Below are 20,708 nucleotides of genomic sequence, written 5' to 3'. Positions count from 1 at the left end.
AAGCCCGCCGGGGTGATCCCGATCCGGACGGCGGCCGGACACCGGTTCGGGTCCTCGACGAGCCGGGCGAGGCGGGCAGCCCGAACTGTCGAGCCCCAAGCGTGTTTTGGCCCACGACGGCGAGGATCAATAGGATCCGCCGATGATCAGAAAACAACGGTCGGCGATGGGCCTGGGAGCCCTGCTCGCCGTACTCGCCGCCGGGCTCGCGTTCCCGGCCGGGGCGGCCGCCGACGAGACCACCGCGGACGCGCCGAAGGTCAACCTGGTGATCGACGTCAGCGGTTCGATGCGCGAGCGGGACATCGACGGACAGTCGCGGATGGCCGCGGCCAAGCAGGCGTTCAACGAGGTGCTGGACGCCACCCCCGAGGAGGTCCGGCTCGGCATCCGCACACTCGGCGCCGACTACCCCGGCGACGACCGGAAGACGGGCTGCAAGGACACCGCGCAGCTGTACCCGGTCGGCCCGCTGGACCGCACCGAGGCCAAGACGGCTGTGGCCACGCTGACGCCGACCGGCTGGACACCGATCGGGCCGGCCCTGCTGAAGGCGGCCGACGACCTCGACGGCGGCACCGGCTCCAAGCGGATCGTGCTGATCAGCGACGGAGAGGACACCTGCGCCCCGCTCGACCCGTGCGAGGTCGCCCGGGAGATCGCGGCCAAGGGCATCGGCCTGACCATCGACACCCTCGGCCTGGTGCCGAACACGAAGATGCGGCAGCAGCTCAGCTGCATCGCCGAGGCCACCGGCGGCACCTACACCTCGGTGGAGCACACCGACGAACTCACCGAGAAGGTCAACCAGCTGGTGGAACGGGCGGCCGACCCGGTGGTGACGCCGGTGGCCGTGGAGGGCGCGGCGCGGTGCGCCGACGCGCCGGTCCTGAAGTCCGGCCTGTACACCGACCGCGAGGAGTTCGGCCAGGAGCGCTGGTACCGGGTGGACGTGGCGCCCGGTCAGGAGCTGCGCGCCTCGGTGAGCGTGGCGGCGGACCGGGCGGTCAACCCGAACTACGGGGTGCTGCTGCGCGCGGTCACGGAGCACGGCCGGGAGATCGTGCGCGGCGAGGCGGCCGGCAACGGCCGCACCGACGTGATCTCCACCGGTCTGCGCTACCCGAAGCCGGACGCCGACGGCGGGGGTGACGGCGAGGAGGCGGAGGCCGAGGCGGAGACGGTGTGCCTTCGGGTGACGAACTCCTTCTCGGCGGCGTCCGGAGTCAAGACCAGCCCCGGCATGCCGCTGGAGCTGACCGTGGACGTGGTCGACGGTCCGTCGCAGGCCGGCGACGTGGCCTCCTTCGGACTCGGCCGCGGCTGGTGGCTGCTCGGTGTCCTGGTGGTGGCCGGCTTCCTCGCGGGTGTGCTGTGGGGCTGGCTGTCGCGTTGGCGTGTCGCGGTGTGGAGGACCAACTGATGCGGATCACACGCGTGGTGAGTGCCGCGCTGCTGACGGTCGGCCTCGCGGCGGGACCCGCCGCGGCCGACTCGACACCTTCCCCGAGCCCGTCCGACGACAGCGCGGCGCCCACGTCGGCGGGCACGTCGTTCCGTACGGCGACGGAGATCGACCAGGGGCGGACGGCGACGGCGAACGCCTCGGCCGGTGACTACCTGTACTGGTCGTTCCCGGCCGACACCGGTCAGCGCCCCACCGTGCGGGCGACGGTGAAGCTCCCCGCGGAGCACGCGGCGCAGACCTGGCAGATCGACGTCTACGACGGCCTGAGGCGCCGCCAGGCGTGCCAGTACGGCGCGCAGACCCGCACCGCCGCCGCGGGCACCGAGTCGGTGGAGCTGGCGTGCGTGCTGCGCACCGTGCGGGCCTGGTCGGAGCCGTGGGCCAATGATCCGCTGCCGGGCACGTACTACCTCCGGCTGACGGCGGTGGGCGTACGGACGGCCGACCTCGGGCAGCCGGTGGCCGCCGAGGTGCGGGTGGAGTCGGAGGACATGGGCGGGGCGGCGGCCGTGGACGGCCGGCTGGCCGAGCCGCTGATACCGGGCGTCGCGATGGCGCAGCGGCAGGACGAGGACGAGGACGAGGAGGACTCCGGCGTGCCGGCGGTGCTGTCGGCCATCGAGCCGGACGACGGCTGGTCGTCGGGCCGGTGGTCCGACCGCTGGGTGTGGACGGCTTCCGGCGCGGTGCTGGCGGCGCTCGCGGGCATCGGGGGATACGCGCTGACGCGGGGCTCGGGACGCCCGCGGCACGTGCCGCCCAGCGCCTGAGGCCACCGGGGCCCGCCGCTCACGCGGCGGGCCCTTCCCACGGCTGTCCGGCGGGCGTTCCGCCGCCGGACACACCGGTGTGTTCCCGGCCGGCACCGGCCGCCGTGCGGCCACTCTCCGGCCCTGCCGCCGGTGCCGGGCGGACGGAGCGGTGCGATGTTTCGCACCGGACGGCACGGTTACCCAGGCGATGACCCGCCGCCCCCGGAACGGACAGGTGCCGGCTCTGCCACCGGCCGCGGGGGAGGGCGTCCACGGCGATGCGGTGGCCGGGCACTTCCAGGACACAGGGAACGGAGAGACGAGTGGCGAACACGAAGGTGGCCGACTACGTTCTGCGGCGGTTGCGCGAGTGGGGAGTGGACCACGTCTTCGGCTACGCGGGAGACGGCATCAACGGTCTGCTGGCCGCGTGGGGCCGGGCGGGGGACAGGCCGAAGTTCGTCCAGTCCCGGCACGAGGAGATGTCGGCCTTCCAGGCGGTGGGCTACGCGAAGTTCTCCGGCAAGGTGGGGGTGTGCGCGGCGACCTCCGGCCCCGGGGCGATCCACCTGCTCAACGGCCTGTACGACGCCAAGCTCGACCACGTACCGGTGGTGGCGATCGTCGGCCAGACCAACCGCAGCGCGATGGGCGGCTCCTACCAGCAGGAAGTCGACCTGCACAGCCTGTACAAGGACGTCGCCTCCGACTTCTGCGAGACGGCGACGGTGCCCGAGCAGCTGCCCAACCTCATCGACCGGGCGATCCGCACCGCCTACGGCCGGCGCACGGTGACCGCGATCATCCTCCCGGCCGACGTGCAGGAGCTGGACTACACCCCGCCCGGACACGAGTTCAAGATGGTGCCCTCCAGCCTCGGGCTGGGCAGGTCCGCGCCAATCCCGGCGGACGAGGACCTCGCGCGGGCGGCGCAGGTGCTCAACGCCGGCGAGAAGGTGGCCGTGCTGATCGGCCAGGGCGCCCGGGGCGCGCGGAGCGAGGTCGAGCGGACCGCCGACGTGCTCGGCGCGGGAGTGGCCAAGGCGCTGCTGGGCAAGGACGCCCTGCCCGACACGCTGCCCTACGTCACCGGCGCCATCGGGCTGCTGGGCACCCGGCCCAGCTACGAGCTGATGCGCGACTGCGACACCCTGCTGGTGATCGGCTCCAGCTTCCCGTACACCCAGTTCATGCCCGAACTCGACCAGGCGCGAGCGGTGCAGATCGACATCGACCCGCACATGGTCGGCCTGCGCTACCCCTTCGAGGTGAACCTCGTCGGCGACGCGCGCGCCACCCTGGAGCGGCTGCTGCCGCTGCTGCACCGCAAGGAGGACCGCGCCTGGCGGCACACCGTCGAGGAGAACGTCTCCCGATGGTGGGAGGTGATGCAGCGGCGCGCCGCGCTGGAGGCGGACCCGGTCAACCCCGAGTACGTGGTGCACGCGCTGGACGGACTGCTGCCCGAGGACGCCATCGTCACCGCCGACTCCGGCTCGGCCGCCAACTGGTACGCCCGCCACCTGCGCTTCAGGGGCGAGATGCGCGGCTCGCTGTCGGGCACGCTGGCGACCATGGGGCCGGGCGTGCCCTACGCCGTCGGGGCGAAGTTCGCCCACCCCGACCGGCCGGCCATCGCCCTGGTCGGCGACGGGGCGATGCAGATGAACGGCCTGATGGAGATGGTCACCGCCGCCAAGTACCACTCCCGGTGGTCCGACCCGCGGCTGATCGTGTGCGTGCTGAACAACCGTGACCTCAACCAGGTCACCTGGGAGATGCGGTCGATGAGCGGCGCTCCGCAGTTCGAGGAGTCCCAGCACATCCCCGACCTGCCCTACGCCGAGATCGCCACCCGGTTCGGTCTGGACGGGACGCGCGTGGAGAAGCCGGACGACGTCCGGCCCGCCTGGGAGCGGGCACTGGCGGCCGACCGCCCCTTCGTCATCGACGTGCGCACCGACCCCGCCGTGCCGCCGATCCCCCCGCACGCCACCTGGGACCAGATGGGGGCCACCGCCTCCGCGATCCTGCGCGGCGACAGCGACCGGGGCTCGATGGTCCGGCAGGGGGTCAAGGCCAAGGTGCAGGAGTTCCTGCCCGGCGGCAAGCGCCCCGAGGAGGAACAGGGCGGGTGAGCACCCCGCCCACCGCGCTCCCCGGCGCCGCCCCCGGCAACGGACGCCGGGGGCAGAACCCCGGGCGGCCGGGGGCGCGGACCCGGTCGGCGGTCCCCCGGATGCCCATTCCACCGAGATCGCGCCCTCCTCCCGCCGGGACTTACGGGCCTTTGGCGTTTGGCACACGGAACGGCGGGCACTGGCGCGCTTCGCGTGGTGAGGGAGAGAAAGGGCGCCGATGTTGCTGTCGAGAAGACGAGCGCGGTGGAGGAACGAGGCACAGGAGGCGGCGCGTCACGGCTACCGCACACTGGACCGGCGGCTGCCGGTGTCCGAGGCCGCCCGCGAACTGCTGCGCAAGGCCTTCCCCGACCACTGGTCGTTCCTGCTGGGCGAGCTGGCCCTGTACAGCTTCGCGGTACTGCTGCTGACCGGTGTCTACCTGACGCTGTTCTTCGAACCGAGCATGGCCCAGACGGTGTACACCGGCTCGTACGCGCCGCTGCGGGGGACACCGATGTCCCAGGCGTACGCCTCCGCCCTGGACATCAGCTTCGACGTGCGCGGCGGCCTGCTGATGCGCCAGACCCACCACTGGGCGGCGCTGGTGTTCCTCGCCTCGATCGCCGTGCACATGCTGCGGATCTTCTTCACCGGGGCGTTCCGCAGGCCGCGCGAGGCCAACTGGATGGTCGGGGTCACCCTGTTCCTGCTGGCGACGGTGGAGGGGTTCAGCGGCTACTCCCTCCCCGACGACCTGCTGTCGGGGACGGGACTGCGGATCACCGAGGGCATCATGCTGTCCGTCCCGGTGATCGGCACCTACCTCGCCTTCTTCGCCTTCGGCGGCGAGTACCCCGGCGAGGACGTCATCCCCCGTCTGTACTCGCTGCACATCCTGCTGGTGCCGGGGCTGCTGGTCGGCCTGATCGTGCTCCACCTGTTCCTGATCGTCTACCACAAGCACACCCAGTGGGCCTCGCCGGGACGCACCAACCGCAACGTGGCGGGAAAGCCGTTCTTCCCCCAGTACGCCGCCAAGTCGGCCGGCCTGTTCTTCGCGGTCGCCGGCGTCCTCGTGCTCGCCGGCGGCCTGGTCCAGATCAACCCCGTCTGGGCGTACGGCCCCTACCGCCCCGACAAGGTCTCCTTCGGATCCCAGCCGGACTGGTACGTGGGATTCCTGGAGGGCTCGCTGCGGCTGATGCCCGGGGCGGAGACGACGGTCGCCGGCCACACCGTGGCGTGGAACCCCCTGGTCCCCGCACTGCTGCTGCCCGCGGCCATGTTCCTGGCGCTGTACGCCTACCCGTTCTTCGAACGGTGGGTCACCCACGACCCCGGCGAGCACCACCTGTGCGACCGGCCCCGAGACCATCCGGTCCGCACCGGGCTGGGAGCGGCCGGCACCACCTTCTACGCGGTTCTCCTGGCGGCCGGGGGCCAGGACGTGCTCTCCCACGCCCTGCGCATCCCGCTGGAAGGACTGGTCTGGTTCCTCCGGGTGGCCCTCTTCCTCGCGCCCGTGCTGGTCTTCGCCGTCACCAAGCGACTGTGCCTGGCCCTGCGGGAGCGGGACGCCGAGCGACTGGCCGAGGGCGAGCCGACGGGGCAGGTGCGGCAGTCGGTGGAGGGCGGCTTCCAGCCCTCCCACCGGCAGCTGTCCCCGCACGAGCGCGGTGTGCTGCGGGCCAGGGCACGGCAGGTGCCGCGCCCGCTGGAGCCCGGCCCGCGAGGACGGCGGGCACGGCGCGTACGGGCGGCGCTGAGCCGCTGGTACTACCGCGACGCGGCACGGATGCCCATGCCCGGACCCCCCGGTGACTCCGGCGACCCCGGCGAACTGGAGCGTGCCGGCACCCGGGAGTGACCGCTACGGCTCCGCCGGGCGTACTGGCGGGCGTACCGGTCAGTTCCGCCGGGCGTACTGGAGGACGAAGCCGGACACCCCCGCCGCCAGGACGCCGGAGCCGATCAGGAACAACCACAGACCCAGCACCACCCCGGCCGCCGTCAGGGTGACGCCGAGCGCGGTGACGGGGGGCCACGGGCTGCCGTCCGGGAAGAAGTCCACCGGCCCGGCGCGGTCGGCGATCTCGCCGTCGCGCCGGTCCTCCGGCCTGCCGCCCGCCCTGCGGTGCTGCACCGCGAGGAAGAAGGCGACCAGCGAGGCCATCAGGAAGGCGATGAACAGGGCGGCGGTCCCGGCCGGGTCGTCGGCGAAGACGGCGTACACGGTGGCGGTCAGCGCGAAGAACAGCGCCACCCCGCCGAACAGGTAGGTCTCGACCTTCATTGCTTCTCCGGCTCCGGTGGCTCCAGCGGCTTGCGCTGCTCGTGCGAAGTGATCTCCGGGTGGTGCAGGCGGAAGGCGGGGCCCTCGTTGCGGATGCGCGGCAGGGCGGTGAAGTTGTGCCGCGGCGGCGGGCAGGAGGTCGCCCACTCCAGCGAGCGGCCGTAACCCCACGGGTCGTTCCCCTCCGCCTTCCTCCCGTACCGGGCGGTCCACCAGAGGTTGTACAGGAACACCAGCGTCGAGATCCCCAGGATCATCGAGCCGGCCGTGGAGACGAGGTGGAGGGCGGTGAATCCGTCGGCCTCCAGGTAGTCGGCGTAGCGGCGCGGCATGCCGAACTGGCCGAGCCAGTGCTGGACCAGGAAGGTGAGCTGGAAGCCGACCAGGGTCAGCGCGAAGTGGATCCTCCCCAGCCGCTCGTCGAGCATCCTCCCGGTGAACTTCGGCCACCAGAAGTAGAAACCGCCGAACATCGCGAAGACGACCGTGCCGAACAGCACGTAGTGCAGATGTGCCACCACGAAGTAGGAGTCGGTCACATGCCAGTCCAGCGGCGGGGAGGCCAGGATGACACCGGTGATCCCGCCGAGCAGGAAGGTGACCAGGAAGCCGATCGCCCACAGCATCGGCGTCTCGAAGCTCAGCGAACCCTTCCACATCGTGCCGATCCAGTTGAAGAACTTCACGCCGGTGGGCACCGCGATCAGGAACGACATCAGGGAGAAGAACGGCAGCAGCACCGCCCCGGTGGCGAACATGTGGTGCGCCCAGACCACCGCCGACAGCATGGTGATGGCGATCGTGGCACCGATCAGGCCGAGGTAGCCGAAGATCGGCTTGCGGCTGAAGACCGGAATGATCTCCGTGATGATGCCGAAGAACGGCAGCGCGACGATGTAGACCTCCGGATGGCCGAAGAACCAGAACAGGTGCTGCCACAGCAGCGCGCCGCCGTTGGAGGCGTCGAAGACGTGCGAGCCGAAGGTGCGGTCGGACTGGAGGGCCAGCAGCGCGGCGCTCAGCGGCGGGAAGGCGATCAGCACCAGGATCGAGGTGAACAGCACGTTCCAGGTGAAGATCGGCATCCGGAACATCGTCATGCCCGGAGCGCGCAGGCAGATGATCGTGGCGATGAAGTTGACCGCGCCCAGGATCGTGCCGAGCCCCGCCACCACCAGGCCCATCGTCCACAGATCGGCGCCCAGGCCGGGCGAGTACGCCTCGTTGTTGAGCGGGGCGTAGGCGAACCAGCCGAAGGACGCGGCACCGGTGGGGGTGAGGAAGCCGGAGACCACCATCAGACCGCCGAACAGGAACACCCAGTAGGTGAAGGCGTTCAGCCGGGGGAACGCCACGTCCGGCGCGCCGATCTGCAGCGGCATCACCGCGTTGGCGAACCCGGCGAACATCGGGGTCGCGAACAGCAGCATCATGATCGTGCCGTGGATGGTGACGAGCTGGTTGTACTGGTGGTTGTTCACCAGCTGCAGCCCCGGTGCGGCCAGCTCGGCCCGCATCACCAGGGCCATCGCCCCGGCGGCCAGGAAGAAGGCGAAGGCGGTGGCGATGTACAGATTGCCGATCACCTTGTGGTCGGTGGTGGTCAGCCAGCGCAGCAGCGGCCGGCCCAGCCCCGCCCCGCCTCCCGCGGGGGCGGGAGCGCGGTGGGCGTGCGGCTCCTCGTTCACATCGGTCATGGCGCCAGGCGCCCTCCTGCCCGCTCTCGTCACTCGCGCGGCCGCGTGCGGGACACAGGCGGCCTGATACCGCGTAACCTCACGCGCGGCCGGTGAAACGGGTGCGTACGGCGGAGCCGCGCGGAGAAGAGGCGGCCGGCCACCGTACCGGGGTGCGGTGGCCCGGCACCCGGGAGCGGTCCAGCCGGAGCGAGGCGCCGTGGCGCCGGACCGTTTAGGGGAGGCGCACACGGTCGTTCCGGCGGTGGAGCCCCTGTTTCGGCGATCTGTTTCGGCGATGGGGCCCAGGGCACCCGCGACCCGTTCGGCGTACACGGCCGACCGAGGACGAGGAGGGCCCATGAAGGCTGTTGTGTGGCACGGCGTCGGCGACATCCGGGTGGAGGAGGTGCCGGAACCCAAGATCCACGAGCCGTACGACGCGATCGTGCGGATCACCTCGTCGGCGATCTGCGGGACCGACCTGCACTTCGTGCGCGGCACGATGCCGGGCATGAAGGAGGGCCGGATCCTGGGCCACGAGGCCGTCGGAATCGTGGAGGAGGTCGGCGCGGGCGTGCGGAACTTCCGCCCGGGCGACCGGGCGGTGGTGCCCTCCACCGTCGCCTGCGGGACGTGCAGCTACTGCCGGGCCGGCTACTACGCCCAGTGCGACAACGCCAACCCCGGCGGGCGCCGGGCGGGCACGGTGTTCTTCGGCGGTCCCGAGGCGGCCGGCGGTCTGGACGGACTGCAGGCGGAGTACGCCCGGATCCCGTACGCGCACGTCGGGCTGGTGCCGTTGCCGGACACCGTCGACGACGCGCAGGCGATCCTGCTGTCCGACATCTATCCCACGGCGTGGTTCGGCGCGCGGCTGGCCGAGATCGGCTCCGGCGACACGGTCGCGATCCTCGGCGCCGGCCCCGTGGGCCAGGCCGCGATCGCCTGCGCCCGGCTCCAGGGCGCCGGGCGCATCATCGTGGTGGACGGCGTCCCCGACCGTCTCGACCTGGCCCGCGACCAGCACGCCGAGACGGTCGACTTCAACGCCGAGGAACCCGTCGAGGCGGCCTTGGACCTGACCGGCGGCATCGGCGTGGACCGGGTGATCGACGCGGTCGGTGTCGACGCGCAGCGCCCCGCCCGCGGCCCGGCCGCCGAGGCCCTGGCCGGACAGGCGCGGGAGTTCGACCGCGAGCGCGACGAGGTGGCCCCCGAGCAGCGGCCCGACGGCGACACCTGGGTCCCCGGCGACGCGCCGTCGCTGGCGGCCCGCTGGGCGGTGCGGATGGCGGCCAAGGCCGGCACGGTGGGAACCATCGGGGTCTATCCGCCGCAGGTGGGGCACTATCCGTTCGGCGAGGCGTTCATGAAGAACCTCACCCTGCGGATGGGCAACTGCAACCACCGCCGCTACCTGCCCCGCCTGGTGTCCATGGTCGCCTCCGGCGAGCTGGACCCGACCCCGCTGCTGACCCGCTGGGCCGAGGTCCCGGACGCGGTGGAGGCGTACCGGACGTTCGACCGCCGGGAGTCGGGCTGGACGAAGGTGGCCCTCGGTGTGGAAGGCCGCGGCTCGGTCGCCCCCGGCCTCGGCGAGGCGGCCGGTACCGGGGCGGCCACCACGGCGGGGACCGGTGAGACCGGGAGGAGGTGACCGCCCCGGCGGCGCCCGGCCACCCGTGCCCGGGCGCGTCCCGGGGCCGACCCTGTTGTGCGGTGCGCACAGAACTCCTCGCGGCGCGCACGGTGGTCCTGTGACCTTGGCGCCGGATGGAGCTGTCGGACCCCTCCCTCCGCTGGATTCGTCGTATACGGCCTCCGGCGGGGCGCTTCCGCCGGAACGGTGTACCGGCGGCCGCTCGGCGCTCTCGGCTCCGAGGCTACGCGGTGGGTCCGGCGGGCAGGGTGGTATTGCCGGTTTCCGGCTCGACCGGGCGGAGCCGGGCCTTGGCGCGGTACGAGGCCGCACAGCGGCGGGCCTGCCTCCACGCGTCGTTCCGCTCGGCCGGGGCCGCGCCGGCCGGGCCGGCGCGTGGGTGTCGGAGGCGGTCGGTCGAACACCGGCAGGCCGCGGGCGGTCGGGGAACGCAGGGAGGCCGGCCGATGCCGTTCCCGGTGATCCCACGCCGATGCCGAGAATGCCGGCGAAACCAGTCCGCCCGGCCGGTCTATTTCCTGTTGCGGCCTGCGAGACCGACGCTTCCGGAATCTTTCTTTCCTCTTCGCGTCGGCACTTGATCGACGATCAAGAAGTTGTCGAATTTCCCCATAGGATCGCCGGGCATCAGGTCTTGCGCCGGTCCGGTCCTCCTGGCAGGGTGCTGGAGCAGGTTCTCGGCATTGCGTCAGGGGGGGGACTCGATGTTCCATGACTTTGCGGCCGCCTGGGGCGGCTCTTTCTTTCCTCGTTCCTCGGCCCGCGGCTCCGCCTGACCCGTTCCCATCCGGACGCGTCGTGCTGCCACCGGTGGCTCCGCTGGAGATTTGACGGGAGGGAAGAAAGATGGGTCACGTCTCTGTTTCCGCAGAGAAGCCGTTACAGCACCACTTCCGCTGTCCGGATCCGCACCTCGGCGGGCTCCTGTCGGAGGTCATCCGAGTACCGATCAGCAGAATTCTGGTCGCGGGTTCACCTCGTACAGGAGGAGAGGACCCACGACACATCAATGCGCTGGCCGAAGTGTGTTCCGAACTGCCGCCGATTGTGGTCCACCGCAAGACGATGGCGGTCATCGACGGTGTGCACCGGCTCAGGGCGGCGGAGAACAGCGGCGCCACCCACATCAGTGCTGTCCTCTTCAACGGCGACGAGCGGGAAGCCTTCGTGCTCGCGGTCAAGCTGAACAGCAGCCATGGGCTGCCGCTCACGCTGTCCGACCGCAAGGCCGCGGCTCTCCAGATGCTGGCCGACTTCCCGGAATGGTCCAATCGACGGCTGGCAGGGATCACCGGGCTGTCCGACAAGACCATCGCGGCGCTCAGGAAACGGTCGGGTGCGGAACTTCCGCACCCGACCGCCGTGCGACTCGGACGTGACGGCGTGGCCTATCCGCTCGCGGCCGCCGAAGGCCGCCGACGCGCGATGGTGTACCTCACCGCGCACCCCGACGCACCGGCGCGGGAGGTGGCGCGTGCCGCGGGTATTTCGCTCACCACGGCGAAGGACGTGCGGAAGCGGGCACGCGCCGCCCGGGAGGAACCCCCGACGGCGCCCCAGCCGGATGATGGGCCGGACCGGGACGGTGGAGCCGGCAGCGCCGCGGTCGTGAGGCGCTCCAGGAGGCATCCGGCGTACGAGGACCTCTCACTGGCGGTCCAGCGGCTGCGGGCCGACCCCTCCCTCCGGTTCACCGAGGTGGGCCGGAAGCTGCTGCGGACACTGGACCCCTCGGCCACCCAGCCGAACGACTGGGCGGCCATGGCGAGCAGCCTCCCGATCCACTGCGCGCCGGTGATCGCCGAGCTGGCGCGGCGCCAGGCCGCGAGCTGGCAGCTCCTGGCGGAATCGTTGACGGAACGGATAAATTTCCGAGAAGCTGACGCATAGATACCCGTCCGGTTCATCGGGCACTGCTGCCGAAAAACTCGGCTCGACATCTCTGGCTGATTTCGCCGACATGGCGGTAATCCCTCCTGTCGATTCCTGCCGGCTCTTCCGTGAAAAGCCGATACAACAGGCCGGAGAGCAGCCACGGCCTTCGACCGTCATATTGTGCGGTGTTCGACCGCGCGCGTACGATGGCTTCACACATCCGAAGCGGGGGGAACGTGAAATCGAGTACTCTTAGCGATCTTCCGCCACCGGTCATGCCAACATGGTGGTACAACTTCCTGGGGGGATCTTCCCGGCCCCATGCCCGAGGTCCGGGACTCCGGAAGTCCCACCGCCGCTGAGATATCCGCAAGGATTCGGCCCCGCGCCCTCGTCGAGCAGAACGGTTCGGACCAGAAGAGGATTGCGATACCCGAACCGGTCACGGAGCTGCTGCGGCAGTGCGGTCGGCCTACACCGTTGCATCGGGCACGCCGACTCGAGAAACACCTCGGTACGGGCGCGAGGATCTACCTCAAGCGTGAAGACGTCCTGCCCACCGGCAGCTTCAAGCTGAACACCGCGATCGCTCAGGCCTACTATGCGGCCGAGGAGGGACGGACCACGCTCGTCACCGAGACCGGGGCCGGCCAGTGGGGGATGAGTGTCGCGCTGGCCGCGAGGATGTTCGGTCTGCGGGCCGAGATCTTCATGGTGAGGTGCTCGCTGGAGCAGAAGCCATACCGGCGGCACTACATGGAACTCCTGGGCGCCGAGGTCCAGCCGTCACCATCGCCTCGGACCGCGATCGGACGGAAGATCCTCCAGGACGTGCCGGACCACCCCGGCAGCCTCGGCACCGCGATCAGTGACGCGATCGAGTACGCCCTGGGCCGGCCCTCCGCCGCGTATCTCGCCGGCAGCGGAATGCCGCACGTCTACCTCCACCAGACCCTGCTCGGGCTCGAGGTGGCGACGCAGCTCAGGGAGATTCACGGCGAGGCCCTCGGCGTCGAGGGCCGTGGCGACCACCTCATCGCGTGCTCGGGTGGCGGAAGCAACCTCTGCGGACTCATCGGCCCTCATCTGAGGGCCAAGGCCGACGGAGCGGATCTTCGCTTCCTCGCCGCGGAATCCACCGCGGCGCCCCGGCTCACCAAGGGCGTCTACGAGTACGGCCGCACCGATCTGGGCGGATTCACACCCGAGGTGCTGGGCTACACGTTGGGCGAGGACTTCATACCCCCGCCCAACCACGTCGGCGGCCTGCGCAACCATCACAGCTCCCCCCTGGTCAGCCTGCTGCGGCACAAGGGAGTCCTGGACGCCGTCGCTTTCGACCAGCGCACGGCGCTCGAGGCCGGCCGGCTCCTGCTGCGGACCGAGGGCCTGCTGCTCGCCCCCGAGGCGGGTCACGCGGTCGCCGCGGCCCTGGACGTGGTGGCCAAGGCCGACGCGCACGCCCTTGAACCGGTGATCGTCGTCCTGGCCAGCGGCTCCGGTTTGCTCGACCTGCAGGGCTACAACGAAGTCCTGCTCGACACCTAAGCGCTGTCCCGTAAATGATCTTCGGGTTGCCTCGGGCATGGTTGGCCGCTGTGCGGCCCGCTCGCTATCCGGTGAGGGCGAGGTTGTGCATCCGGGCGATGCCGAGCATGGCGTGATGGACGCCGTCGCCTTTGAGGCGGCAGTCGCGGAGGATCTTCCAGGTCTTCATGCGGGCGAAGGCGTGCTCGACGCGGGCTCGGACCTGCTTGTGGGACTTGTTGTGTTCCTCTTTCCAGTCCGGGAGTCCGGCCTGGCCGCGCTCGCGGCGGTGCGGGATGACGAGTCCGGTGCCCGGGTAGCCGCCGTCGGCGATCGTCATGGTCTTGCCGACGGCGGCCTTGGCGCCGGACTCCTCCCATGCCTTGCAGTCGTTGCGGTTTCCGGCGAGCGGCCGGCCGACCACGACGACCAGGCGGGTGTCGGCGTCGATGACGACCTGGTGGTTGGTGGAGTACCGGTAGTTCTTCGACCGCTCGGCGATGGTGTGGTCGCGGGTGGGGACCAGGGTGCCGTCCACGATGAGTACGGTGTCCTTGGCGAACCTTTTGCGGGGCTGAAGCGCGAGCATCGGCCCGAGGTGGTCAATGATGCGGTCCGCCGCCGACTTGGACACCCCGAACAGCGGGGCGAGTTGCCGCATGGTCAGGTTCGTACGCCAGTAGGCCGCGACCAGCAGGGCCCGGTCCTCCAGCGGAAGGCTCCACGGCCGGCCCTTGCGGACGGCGTCCGCACCCTGGCGCCGCAGAACGGTCACCAGCTTCCCGAACTGCCTCGGGCTCAGCCCGCTGAACGGGGCTATCCAGGACGGCTCCGACGCCGTGATCACACCAGCCACGGCGAGATCGTCTCATCTTGATCATGCTGCGGGGCCGCCGGCCTCTGACGGGACACATCTCGGTCGCCCGGACGGATTCGGCATGAGAGCCTCACGCCCGTGGCTACTGAAACCGAGGTGGGAGAGCTGTTGCACCAGCGCGGCTGGCGGACGGCATTCACGGTCGCTGAAAGGGTGAACGCGTGGGCTGCCCTGGTGAGCGTCATCGAGCGCGGCTACGGCGACGACATCCACGAGTACACCAACGACCTCTACTGCCGAAACTGGCTGCACGAGGCGTGGCTCCTGCTGGACGAACACGTCGTCCAGCTCTGGACCCCGCGGATCAAAGCTCTGGACGACCAGTACAAGGCCGTGACCATCGACGACGACGGCCAAGCACTCGATCAGTTCCACAGGTTGCCCGGCCCCGACCTGTGGTGGTGGCGGCGCCACCCCCGCATCCTCACCAAAGACCTCGGGCGTTCGCTTCGCTCGGCCGGTGCCATCGGCGCCGACCCGGACACGGCATGACCCTCAGCCTCGTGAGATTACGGGACAGCGCTGAGCGGAGCAACCCGCTGCTCGCCGAGCTGCTGCGTGAGTTCACCGAGCTGACCGGGGTTCCCTGTCTGATCAACACCTCGTTCAACGTTGCCGGTGAACCCATCGTTTGCTCACCCGCGGATGCCCTGTCCTGCTTCCTCAAGACGGAGATGGATCACCTGTTTCTGGGAAACTTCCTGGTGTCGCGTCATGTGACCGAGTGAGCTGCTTTCCGATCTTGGAAGTCCGCAATTGCATTCCAGAGGGTTGCGCTACGCTCTACCGCGGAGGAAGGGAGGCGTGGACAGGTGTCGCTCTTGGAGGAACACCCGTTCGTCGGTAGTCACTGTGAGTCGACCACCCTCGTGAATCTGCTGCGGCAGCGGGACATCGACCTGTCGGAGTCGTTCGTTTTCGGTCTGGCAGGTGGTCTGTCGTTCATCTATTGGCGGACAAAGCAGATGCCGACGCCGTTCGTCGGTGGCCGCATCAAGCCCGACCTGCTGTCCGCGAACCTCGCGGACGCACTGAACCTGCGGCTGTCGGTGCACGAGACGTCCTCGGCGAGGCGGGCGAAAGAAAATCTGCTGGCAGAGCTTGATTCCGGAAACTTTGTCGGACTCAAGCTCGACCGCTACTTGCTGGACTACTCAACCGATGACTTCCGGTTCGCGGCCCACTATGTCGCCTGCGTCGGATACGACGGAGACCGTTTCGCCCTGGTGGAAACCCGGCCGCTCGGTCTGCGATGGGCCTCCGGTGAATCCCTCGCGTCCGCGCGTAAGCCCGGAGGTCCGATGAGTTCGCGCAACCGCGCCTTCACCCTGGAGCCCCGGAAGGGTGGCCTTCCTGATCTGGGGGAAGCCGCCCGTAGGGGCATCAGGGCGGCGGCAGAGAGATTCCTGAACCCTCCGATTTCCAACTTCGGTTTCAAGGGCATGCACAAAGTCGCCGATCTGATGCCACAGTGGCTCGACGCCCTCGAGTCGCCCGAGGACGGTCTTCCCGAGATCTCCACGGTCATGGAGGATGCGGGAACCGGCGGAGGGCTGTTCCGCACGATGTGGGCGGATTTCCTCGAAGAGACAGCCGAACTCACCGGCATCGGTGACTTTCATGACATCTCGGAATCTTACCGGGAAGTTGCGAAGAGGTGGACCGAAGTAGCCGGGCTGGTGCACGAGGCCGGAGTCACGTCGTCGCGGGAGTGCCTCCGGGATGCCTCGAAGAGGGTTCATGAGGCCGCCGAGGAGGAGCAGAACCTGATGCGGCGTCTCATGGACCTGTCGAGCTGACATCGGCGCCCTTCTCGTGCTGTTCCCGGTGCCGTCCGCTCACCCGATGCCGGGACACATCACGGCTGGCCCGAGTCCGCCTACTACGCCCGCAGGGGCGGCCGAAGTCCGTACGCCGGCTGCGTGACGAGCAGCTCATGCCGCTGATCGAACAGGCCCCTGCTGAGTCCGGCGGCACCTATGACGCCCGCCGGATCACCCGCGCGCTGCGGCGCGAGGGTGTGCACGTGGCCCGCTGCACCGTCGAGCGGCTGATGGGGGAGCTGGCCCTGGAGCGCGCCGACCGCGACCACGGGCCGACCGGAACGGCTCAGGCCGCGTGAGCCGAGACGCCGGACGGTGACGGGTGACCGGCCGACCCGGGCGGTGGCATCACCCGGGCATCACCGTCACCCGAACGTGAAACAGCGGGCCCGCCGTATCCGGCAGACCCGCTGGTCACAGTGTCGGGACGACAGGATTTGAACCTGCGACCCCTTGACCCCCAGTGAACGAGGAATCGTCCACACGGTCCATGCAGTACAGAGAGAGCGGCTAAAGCCCAGGTCAGGACTCCAAAGACCGGCCCTCATCGCAGAGTCCGTGAGACATCTGTGAGACGGCGCCGCCCGGTGCACCACCACCGGTACGGCGCCTGTGGCCGGACCCCTTCCGAAGCGAAGACACAAGGGAGTCCAGACCATGAGCAACAAGGTACAGAGTGCCGTCAACTCGGCCGATGAGCCGATCCCGTTCTTCCTGACCCCGAAGTCCGAGGCGCTGGCCGCGCCGGCCATCCCCGCCCCGCGGTCCGAGGCCGCCGGCCGGATGGTGCAGGCCCGCATCGGCGGCGCCCTGGTGGCGATCCCCTGCCCCACCTGGTGCGTGGTCGACCACGTCGAGGACGACGCCGCGTTCATCCAGGACGTCTCGCACCACAGCCTGCCGATCTCGCTGCCCGCGCCGACGTTCGGCGACCCGCAGACGGAGGAGATCCTGACCGCGGACGTCTCACAGTGGCCGTTCTCCAGCGGGCACACCGCCGAGCCGTTCGTGTCGCTGGACGCCAGCGGCGACTCGCTGTGCGCCGAGCTGGCGCCCGAGGCGCTGGAGGCGTTCGCGGACCAGCTGGAGGCGCACGCCGACAAGCTGCGGCAGCTGGCCCGTCTGGCCGCCGCCGCGCGTACCGCCGGCGGTGCCCGGTGAAGCGGCTCGCGGCCGTTCAGACGGCCCGCCGGGTCCTGGAGGACGTGGCCGCGCTGGACTTCGCCGAGGACCAGGCGGCGCCCCGCATGGTGGGCCGCATGTCGGTGGTCATCGAGCGGCTGCTGGAGCTGCTGGAGGAGCAGCCGGCGGCCGAGCGGCTGGCAGTGCAGCACGGCGAGGAGCTGGCGAACCTGAACCGCGCGGTCGACGTGGAGCTGGGCGCCATCAAGGGCGCGGCCGAGCGGCTGGCCCGCTTCGAGACGGCCCGCCGGGTGCTGCTCGCCCCGAAGGAGGAGCAGCGGTGAGCACCTCCCGCTACGTGACGGTGCCGCGCCCGACCGAGTCCGCCGCCATCTCGGCGGCGGGCCGGTCGGCCCGGCCGCTTCCCCCGGTCGAGCTGCTGCTCGATGCCCTGATCACCGCCCACCGGTCCGGTGACCGGCACGGCGTGTGCCTGTCCGCGCACCGCGCGGTGCGGGCCGTCCTGAAGGAGGTGGGCGCGCAGTGAGTACCGCTGTGACCGCCGTTTCGAGCACACCGGGCGCGGCTTCGGGCACGCGGGCCGCCGCTTCGGGCACGGGCCGGGACCGGGCCGCGATCCTTGGTCGGCTGCTGCTGTGCGTCGCCGTTCTCGGTGGCGCGGTGGTGGCCGGGATCGGGTTCGCCGGGTCCTACTCCGCCCTGCGGCAGCTCGCCGTGGAGAAGGGCTTCGGGGGCTTCGCGCCGTGGTTCCCCATCGGGGTGGACGCCGGGATCATCGTGGCGCTGGCTGCCGACCTGTACCTGCTGCGTCGGGGGGTGTCCTGGCCGTGGCTGCGGCCGGTGGCGCACGGCCTGACGCTGGCGACGGTGTGGTTCAACGCCAACGCCGGAGAACACGGGCCGCTGGCCGATCCGGTGGCCGCGGCCATGCACGCGGTCATGCCGTGCCTGTTCGTGGTGGCGGTGGAGGCCGCCCGCTTCCTGGTCATCCGCACCGCCGACCTGGAGGCCGGCCGGGAGACCGGCGGGGTGCCGCTGCTGCGGTGGCTGCTGTCCCCGGCCCGCACCTGGAGCATGTGGCGCCGCATGAAGCTGTGGGGCCTGTCCTACTCGGCCGTGGTGGCGCGGGAGCAGGCGCTGCGCGTCTACCGGGTGATGCTGGAGCGCCGCTACGGCAAGGCCAAGAAGGCGCCCTCGGATGAGCGTCTGCCGCTGACGATGGCCCGCTACGGGCTGACGGTGGAGGAGGCCCTGGCGCTGCCCCAGGCGGCCGAGGAGCGCGAGCGGGAGCGCCGGGAGGCCGAGGCCGACCGTAAGGCCCAGGAGGCGATCCGGGCCAAGGAGCGGGAGGCGGAGCGCCGCCGGGCCGAGCTGCGGGCCGACGGCTCGGTGAAGACCACCGCGGCCGAGGTGGAGGCGGAGACGGCCGCCGCGGAGCGGCTGGCCGTCCTGGAGGCCGAGGCGCTGGACTCCGCCGTCCTGGCCGAGGCCCGCGCCCGCGAGGCCGAGGCGGAGCGCAAGGAGGCGCAGGAGCGCAAGGCCGCTGCCGCTGCCGCGCTGGAGGCGGCCGAGCTGGAGCGGCGGGCCGCTGCCGAGCGGGCCGAGGCGGACAAGGCGGCGCGGGCGGCCGAGGTGGAGGAACGGGCGCTGGAGACGGCGGCTGCTGCCGAAGCCCGGCTGCGCGCGGCCGAAGTGAACGAGCGTGCCGCCGAAGTCGAGCGGGCCGCCGCCGAAGCGCGGCGCGGCGCAGCCGAAGCCGAGGAGGAGAAGGCCGCCGCCGAAGCCCGCGAAGAGGCCCGGCGGGCGGACGCCGAGCGCTCCCGGCTGGCTGCTGCCGAAGCGCGCGCCCGTGCCCTCGAAGTGGAGCGGCGCGCGGTCGAAGCCGAGGACGAGCTGCGGCTGACGCCTAAGGAGCGGGCCGTGCGGAGGGTGGCCCGGATGGTGCTGGCCGAGGCCGGCGGGGACGCCGAGCGGCTGCCGCTGGGCCGCGTCGCCGAAGCGCTCGGGGTGGCGGAGTCGACCGCCTCGCAGTACCGCGCCCAGGCCGCCGAGCTGCTGGCCGGTGGCTACCGGCCCGAGTCGAACGGAGTCCAGTCATGAGCGACGTGGAGAAGGCCGCCGCCGAGGCGGTGCAGGCTGCCCAGCAGTCGGAGCAGTACGCGCTGCTGCTGGCCGCCGTCCAGGCCGCCCAGGCCCAGCAGCGGCCGGTGTGCCAGCACCCGCACCCGGTGCCGGCGCCGCAGTCGAGCAACACGGGGAAGTGGGTGGCCGCCGGAGTCGGCGGCTCGGTCTTCCTGCTGGCCGTCGCCGTCTCGGCCGTCGCGGTCGCCGTCTCCGCCGTCGCGCTGACGGTGTGCCTGCTGGTGCTGCGGTCGGTGTGGCAGGACATCCGAGCCGACCGCGAGAAGCGCGCCTAACCACCTAGCCAGTCCACCTGAGAGGACCACTCATGTCTCGCTACCTCGAAGAGGCCGCCGCCCTGCTGCGCAAGTCGGCCCAGAAGAACGAGGAAAGCAACGCGAAGTACTCCACGCAGCTCATGGAGGGCCGCGAGCGGATCGCCCAGCAGTTCGCAACCCTCGCCGCGATCGACAAGGGCCTGCTGCCCGCCGACGTGATCGAGGACGTGCTCCGCACCGTCGCGGAGCGCCGCGGCTGACCGGCTGCCTGTCCTCGCCCGGCCACCACGGCGGGCGGGGGCGGGGAGCCGGGACAGTCCCGGCCCACCGATCCGAGAGGAGCCCGCTATGGGCCTGTTCCGCCGCACCACTTCCGCCCGCTCCGCGTACACCACCGAGGCCACCACCGACCCCGAGACCGGACAGCCCGCCATCGGGCTGCGGTCCGGCATGACCGGCGGACACATCGTGTCCTTCCACGCCACCAAGGCCGAGGCCGAGAAGGCCGCCGACCAGCTCGCCGCCCAGTGGGACCAGCTCAACCGCCGCTGACCACCCGACCACCCACACCTGAAGGAGAACGTCATGGACTCGCTCGACTACCGCGCCAAGGCCGAGGAGCTGCTGCGGAAGGCGCCCAGCGAGCAGGGCGAGCTGCACGACCGGTACGTGACCCGGGCCGCCGTCTGGGCCCAGCTCGCCCAGGCCGCCGCCCTCACCGAGACCGCCGAGAAGGAGGAGCGGTGAGCACCCCGACCCGCATCTACACCCCGGCCGAGCGCCGGCGGCGGGCCGCCCTGGTGGCCCGCGGCACCAAGCAGGCGTTCGCCGACGCCGTCGACCCGCGCATCCAGCGGCAGCTGGACGCCATCGACGCCGCGGCCGCCGACCGGGCCACCCGCGAGCAGGCCGCGCTGCAGCGGCAGCTCGAGGACGCGAAGAACGACCTGGCCACCGCCCGCGCGGCCGAGAAGGCCGCCAGCCGGGAGGAGCGGGCCGCCGCGAAGACGGCCCGGAAGGCCGCCGAAGACCGGCTGAGGCGCTGCGAGAGGGCGCTGCGCCGGTAGAGACCCCCGGGGCGGGCGCACG

General features: G+C 71.1%; 23 protein-coding genes. 20 read left to right on the top strand and 3 right to left on the bottom strand.

The window, feature by feature from the left end; all coding sequences use genetic code 11:
- Positions 1 to 142 precede the first annotated feature (142 nt).
- The 4 genes from L7D48_RS01255 to L7D48_RS01240 all read left to right on the top strand — a co-directional run bounded on the left by L7D48_RS01255 (position 143) and on the right by L7D48_RS01240 (position 6,210).
- A complete protein-coding gene (locus L7D48_RS01255) occupies positions 143 to 1,423 on the top strand; it encodes a VWA domain-containing protein (protein WP_237876257.1) in 1,281 nt (426 codons plus the stop codon).
- Positions 1,423 to 2,238, top strand: coding sequence for a hypothetical protein (locus L7D48_RS01250; protein WP_237876252.1), 816 nt, complete (start codon positions 1,423 to 1,425; stop codon positions 2,236 to 2,238). The genes L7D48_RS01255 and L7D48_RS01250 overlap by 1 nt, the downstream gene beginning before the upstream one ends.
- Before the next feature lie 305 nt (positions 2,239 to 2,543).
- On the top strand, positions 2,544 to 4,358 hold the full coding sequence (locus tag L7D48_RS01245) for a thiamine pyrophosphate-requiring protein (protein WP_237876247.1): 1,815 nt from the start codon (positions 2,544 to 2,546) through the stop codon (positions 4,356 to 4,358).
- 220 nt (positions 4,359 to 4,578) lie between these two features.
- Positions 4,579 to 6,210, top strand: coding sequence for a ubiquinol-cytochrome c reductase cytochrome b subunit (locus tag L7D48_RS01240; RefSeq protein ID WP_237876242.1), 1,632 nt, complete (start codon positions 4,579 to 4,581; stop codon positions 6,208 to 6,210).
- Positions 6,211 to 6,249: 39 nt separating this feature from the next.
- Here L7D48_RS01240 and L7D48_RS01235 read toward each other — a convergent pair whose 3' ends face one another.
- Positions 6,250 to 6,636 carry a cytochrome c oxidase subunit 4 gene (locus L7D48_RS01235; protein WP_237876236.1) on the bottom strand — a complete coding sequence of 129 codons (387 nt, stop codon included), beginning with the start codon at positions 6,634 to 6,636 and terminating at the stop codon, positions 6,250 to 6,252.
- Positions 6,633 to 8,333 carry a cytochrome c oxidase subunit I gene (ctaD, locus tag L7D48_RS01230; RefSeq protein WP_237876232.1) on the bottom strand — a complete coding sequence of 567 codons (1,701 nt, stop codon included), beginning with the start codon at positions 8,331 to 8,333 and terminating at the stop codon, positions 6,633 to 6,635. The genes L7D48_RS01235 and ctaD overlap by 4 nt, the downstream gene beginning before the upstream one ends.
- 340 nt (positions 8,334 to 8,673) lie before the next feature.
- Between ctaD and L7D48_RS01225 the strand changes: the two genes are divergently transcribed.
- From L7D48_RS01225 to L7D48_RS01215, 3 genes are all read left to right on the top strand, one after another.
- A complete protein-coding gene (locus L7D48_RS01225) occupies positions 8,674 to 9,972 on the top strand; it encodes a zinc-dependent alcohol dehydrogenase (protein WP_237876227.1) in 1,299 nt (432 codons plus the stop codon).
- Positions 9,973 to 10,821: 849 nt separating this feature from the next.
- Positions 10,822 to 11,865: a ParB/RepB/Spo0J family partition protein gene (locus L7D48_RS01220; protein WP_237876222.1), complete on the top strand. Its 1,044-nt coding sequence runs from the start codon at positions 10,822 to 10,824 to the stop codon at positions 11,863 to 11,865.
- A gap of 306 nt (positions 11,866 to 12,171) precedes the next feature.
- Positions 12,172 to 13,398 (top strand): TrpB-like pyridoxal phosphate-dependent enzyme, encoded by a 1,227-nt coding sequence (locus tag L7D48_RS01215; RefSeq protein ID WP_237876218.1) that lies wholly within the window; start codon positions 12,172 to 12,174, stop codon positions 13,396 to 13,398.
- Positions 13,399 to 13,462: 64 nt separating this feature from the next.
- Here L7D48_RS01215 and L7D48_RS01210 read toward each other — a convergent pair whose 3' ends face one another.
- A complete protein-coding gene (locus L7D48_RS01210) occupies positions 13,463 to 14,233 on the bottom strand; it encodes an IS5-like element IS112 family transposase (RefSeq protein ID WP_237876213.1) in 771 nt (256 codons plus the stop codon).
- 99 nt (positions 14,234 to 14,332) lie between these two features.
- Here L7D48_RS01210 and L7D48_RS01205 point away from each other — a divergent pair, with 99 nt between their 5' ends.
- The 13 genes from L7D48_RS01205 (at position 14,333) to L7D48_RS01145 (ending at position 20,686) form a co-directional block, all read left to right on the top strand.
- A complete protein-coding gene (locus tag L7D48_RS01205; RefSeq protein WP_308312206.1) occupies positions 14,333 to 14,746 on the top strand; it encodes a hypothetical protein in 414 nt (137 codons plus the stop codon).
- The gene (locus L7D48_RS01200; RefSeq protein ID WP_374490574.1) at positions 14,743 to 14,982 is read left to right on the top strand and encodes a carbamoyltransferase C-terminal domain-containing protein; all 240 of its coding nucleotides are present in this window, start codon (positions 14,743 to 14,745) and stop codon (positions 14,980 to 14,982) included. The genes L7D48_RS01205 and L7D48_RS01200 overlap by 4 nt, the downstream gene beginning before the upstream one ends.
- A gap of 84 nt (positions 14,983 to 15,066) precedes the next feature.
- Positions 15,067 to 16,053 carry a BtrH N-terminal domain-containing protein gene (locus tag L7D48_RS01195; protein WP_237876199.1) on the top strand — a complete coding sequence of 329 codons (987 nt, stop codon included), beginning with the start codon at positions 15,067 to 15,069 and terminating at the stop codon, positions 16,051 to 16,053.
- The gene (locus L7D48_RS29510; RefSeq protein WP_374490585.1) at positions 16,050 to 16,376 is read left to right on the top strand and encodes an IS3 family transposase; all 327 of its coding nucleotides are present in this window, start codon (positions 16,050 to 16,052) and stop codon (positions 16,374 to 16,376) included. The genes L7D48_RS01195 and L7D48_RS29510 overlap by 4 nt, the downstream gene beginning before the upstream one ends.
- Positions 16,377 to 16,734: 358 nt before the next feature.
- On the top strand, positions 16,735 to 17,238 hold the full coding sequence (locus tag L7D48_RS01185; protein ID WP_237876189.1) for a hypothetical protein: 504 nt from the start codon (positions 16,735 to 16,737) through the stop codon (positions 17,236 to 17,238).
- Positions 17,235 to 17,543 (top strand): hypothetical protein, encoded by a 309-nt coding sequence (locus L7D48_RS01180; protein ID WP_237876184.1) that lies wholly within the window; start codon positions 17,235 to 17,237, stop codon positions 17,541 to 17,543. The genes L7D48_RS01185 and L7D48_RS01180 overlap by 4 nt, the downstream gene beginning before the upstream one ends.
- Entirely contained in the window at positions 17,540 to 17,746 is a 207-nt protein-coding gene (locus L7D48_RS01175) for a hypothetical protein (RefSeq protein ID WP_237876179.1), read from the top strand. The genes L7D48_RS01180 and L7D48_RS01175 overlap by 4 nt, the downstream gene beginning before the upstream one ends.
- Positions 17,743 to 19,320 carry a DUF2637 domain-containing protein gene (locus L7D48_RS01170; protein WP_237876174.1) on the top strand — a complete coding sequence of 526 codons (1,578 nt, stop codon included), beginning with the start codon at positions 17,743 to 17,745 and terminating at the stop codon, positions 19,318 to 19,320. The genes L7D48_RS01175 and L7D48_RS01170 overlap by 4 nt, the downstream gene beginning before the upstream one ends.
- Positions 19,317 to 19,637, top strand: coding sequence for a hypothetical protein (locus L7D48_RS01165; RefSeq protein ID WP_237876172.1), 321 nt, complete (start codon positions 19,317 to 19,319; stop codon positions 19,635 to 19,637). The genes L7D48_RS01170 and L7D48_RS01165 overlap by 4 nt, the downstream gene beginning before the upstream one ends.
- Before the next feature lie 32 nt (positions 19,638 to 19,669).
- A complete protein-coding gene (locus L7D48_RS01160) occupies positions 19,670 to 19,879 on the top strand; it encodes a hypothetical protein (RefSeq protein WP_237876169.1) in 210 nt (69 codons plus the stop codon).
- A gap of 88 nt (positions 19,880 to 19,967) precedes the next feature.
- Positions 19,968 to 20,171 (top strand): hypothetical protein, encoded by a 204-nt coding sequence (locus L7D48_RS01155; protein WP_237876166.1) that lies wholly within the window; start codon positions 19,968 to 19,970, stop codon positions 20,169 to 20,171.
- 33 nt (positions 20,172 to 20,204) lie between these two features.
- Positions 20,205 to 20,366 carry a hypothetical protein gene (locus L7D48_RS01150; protein ID WP_237876164.1) on the top strand — a complete coding sequence of 54 codons (162 nt, stop codon included), beginning with the start codon at positions 20,205 to 20,207 and terminating at the stop codon, positions 20,364 to 20,366.
- Positions 20,363 to 20,686 carry a hypothetical protein gene (locus L7D48_RS01145; protein WP_237876162.1) on the top strand — a complete coding sequence of 108 codons (324 nt, stop codon included), beginning with the start codon at positions 20,363 to 20,365 and terminating at the stop codon, positions 20,684 to 20,686. The genes L7D48_RS01150 and L7D48_RS01145 overlap by 4 nt, the downstream gene beginning before the upstream one ends.
- Positions 20,687 to 20,708: the final 22 nt, after the last annotated feature.

The organism is Streptomyces sp. ICN903 (assembly GCF_022015835.1).
GTDB lineage: Bacteria > Actinomycetota > Actinomycetes > Streptomycetales > Streptomycetaceae > Streptomyces > Streptomyces fenghuangensis.
The sequence above is the reverse complement of the archived record's forward strand: the minus strand, read 5'-3'. Positions and strand labels throughout refer to the sequence as shown.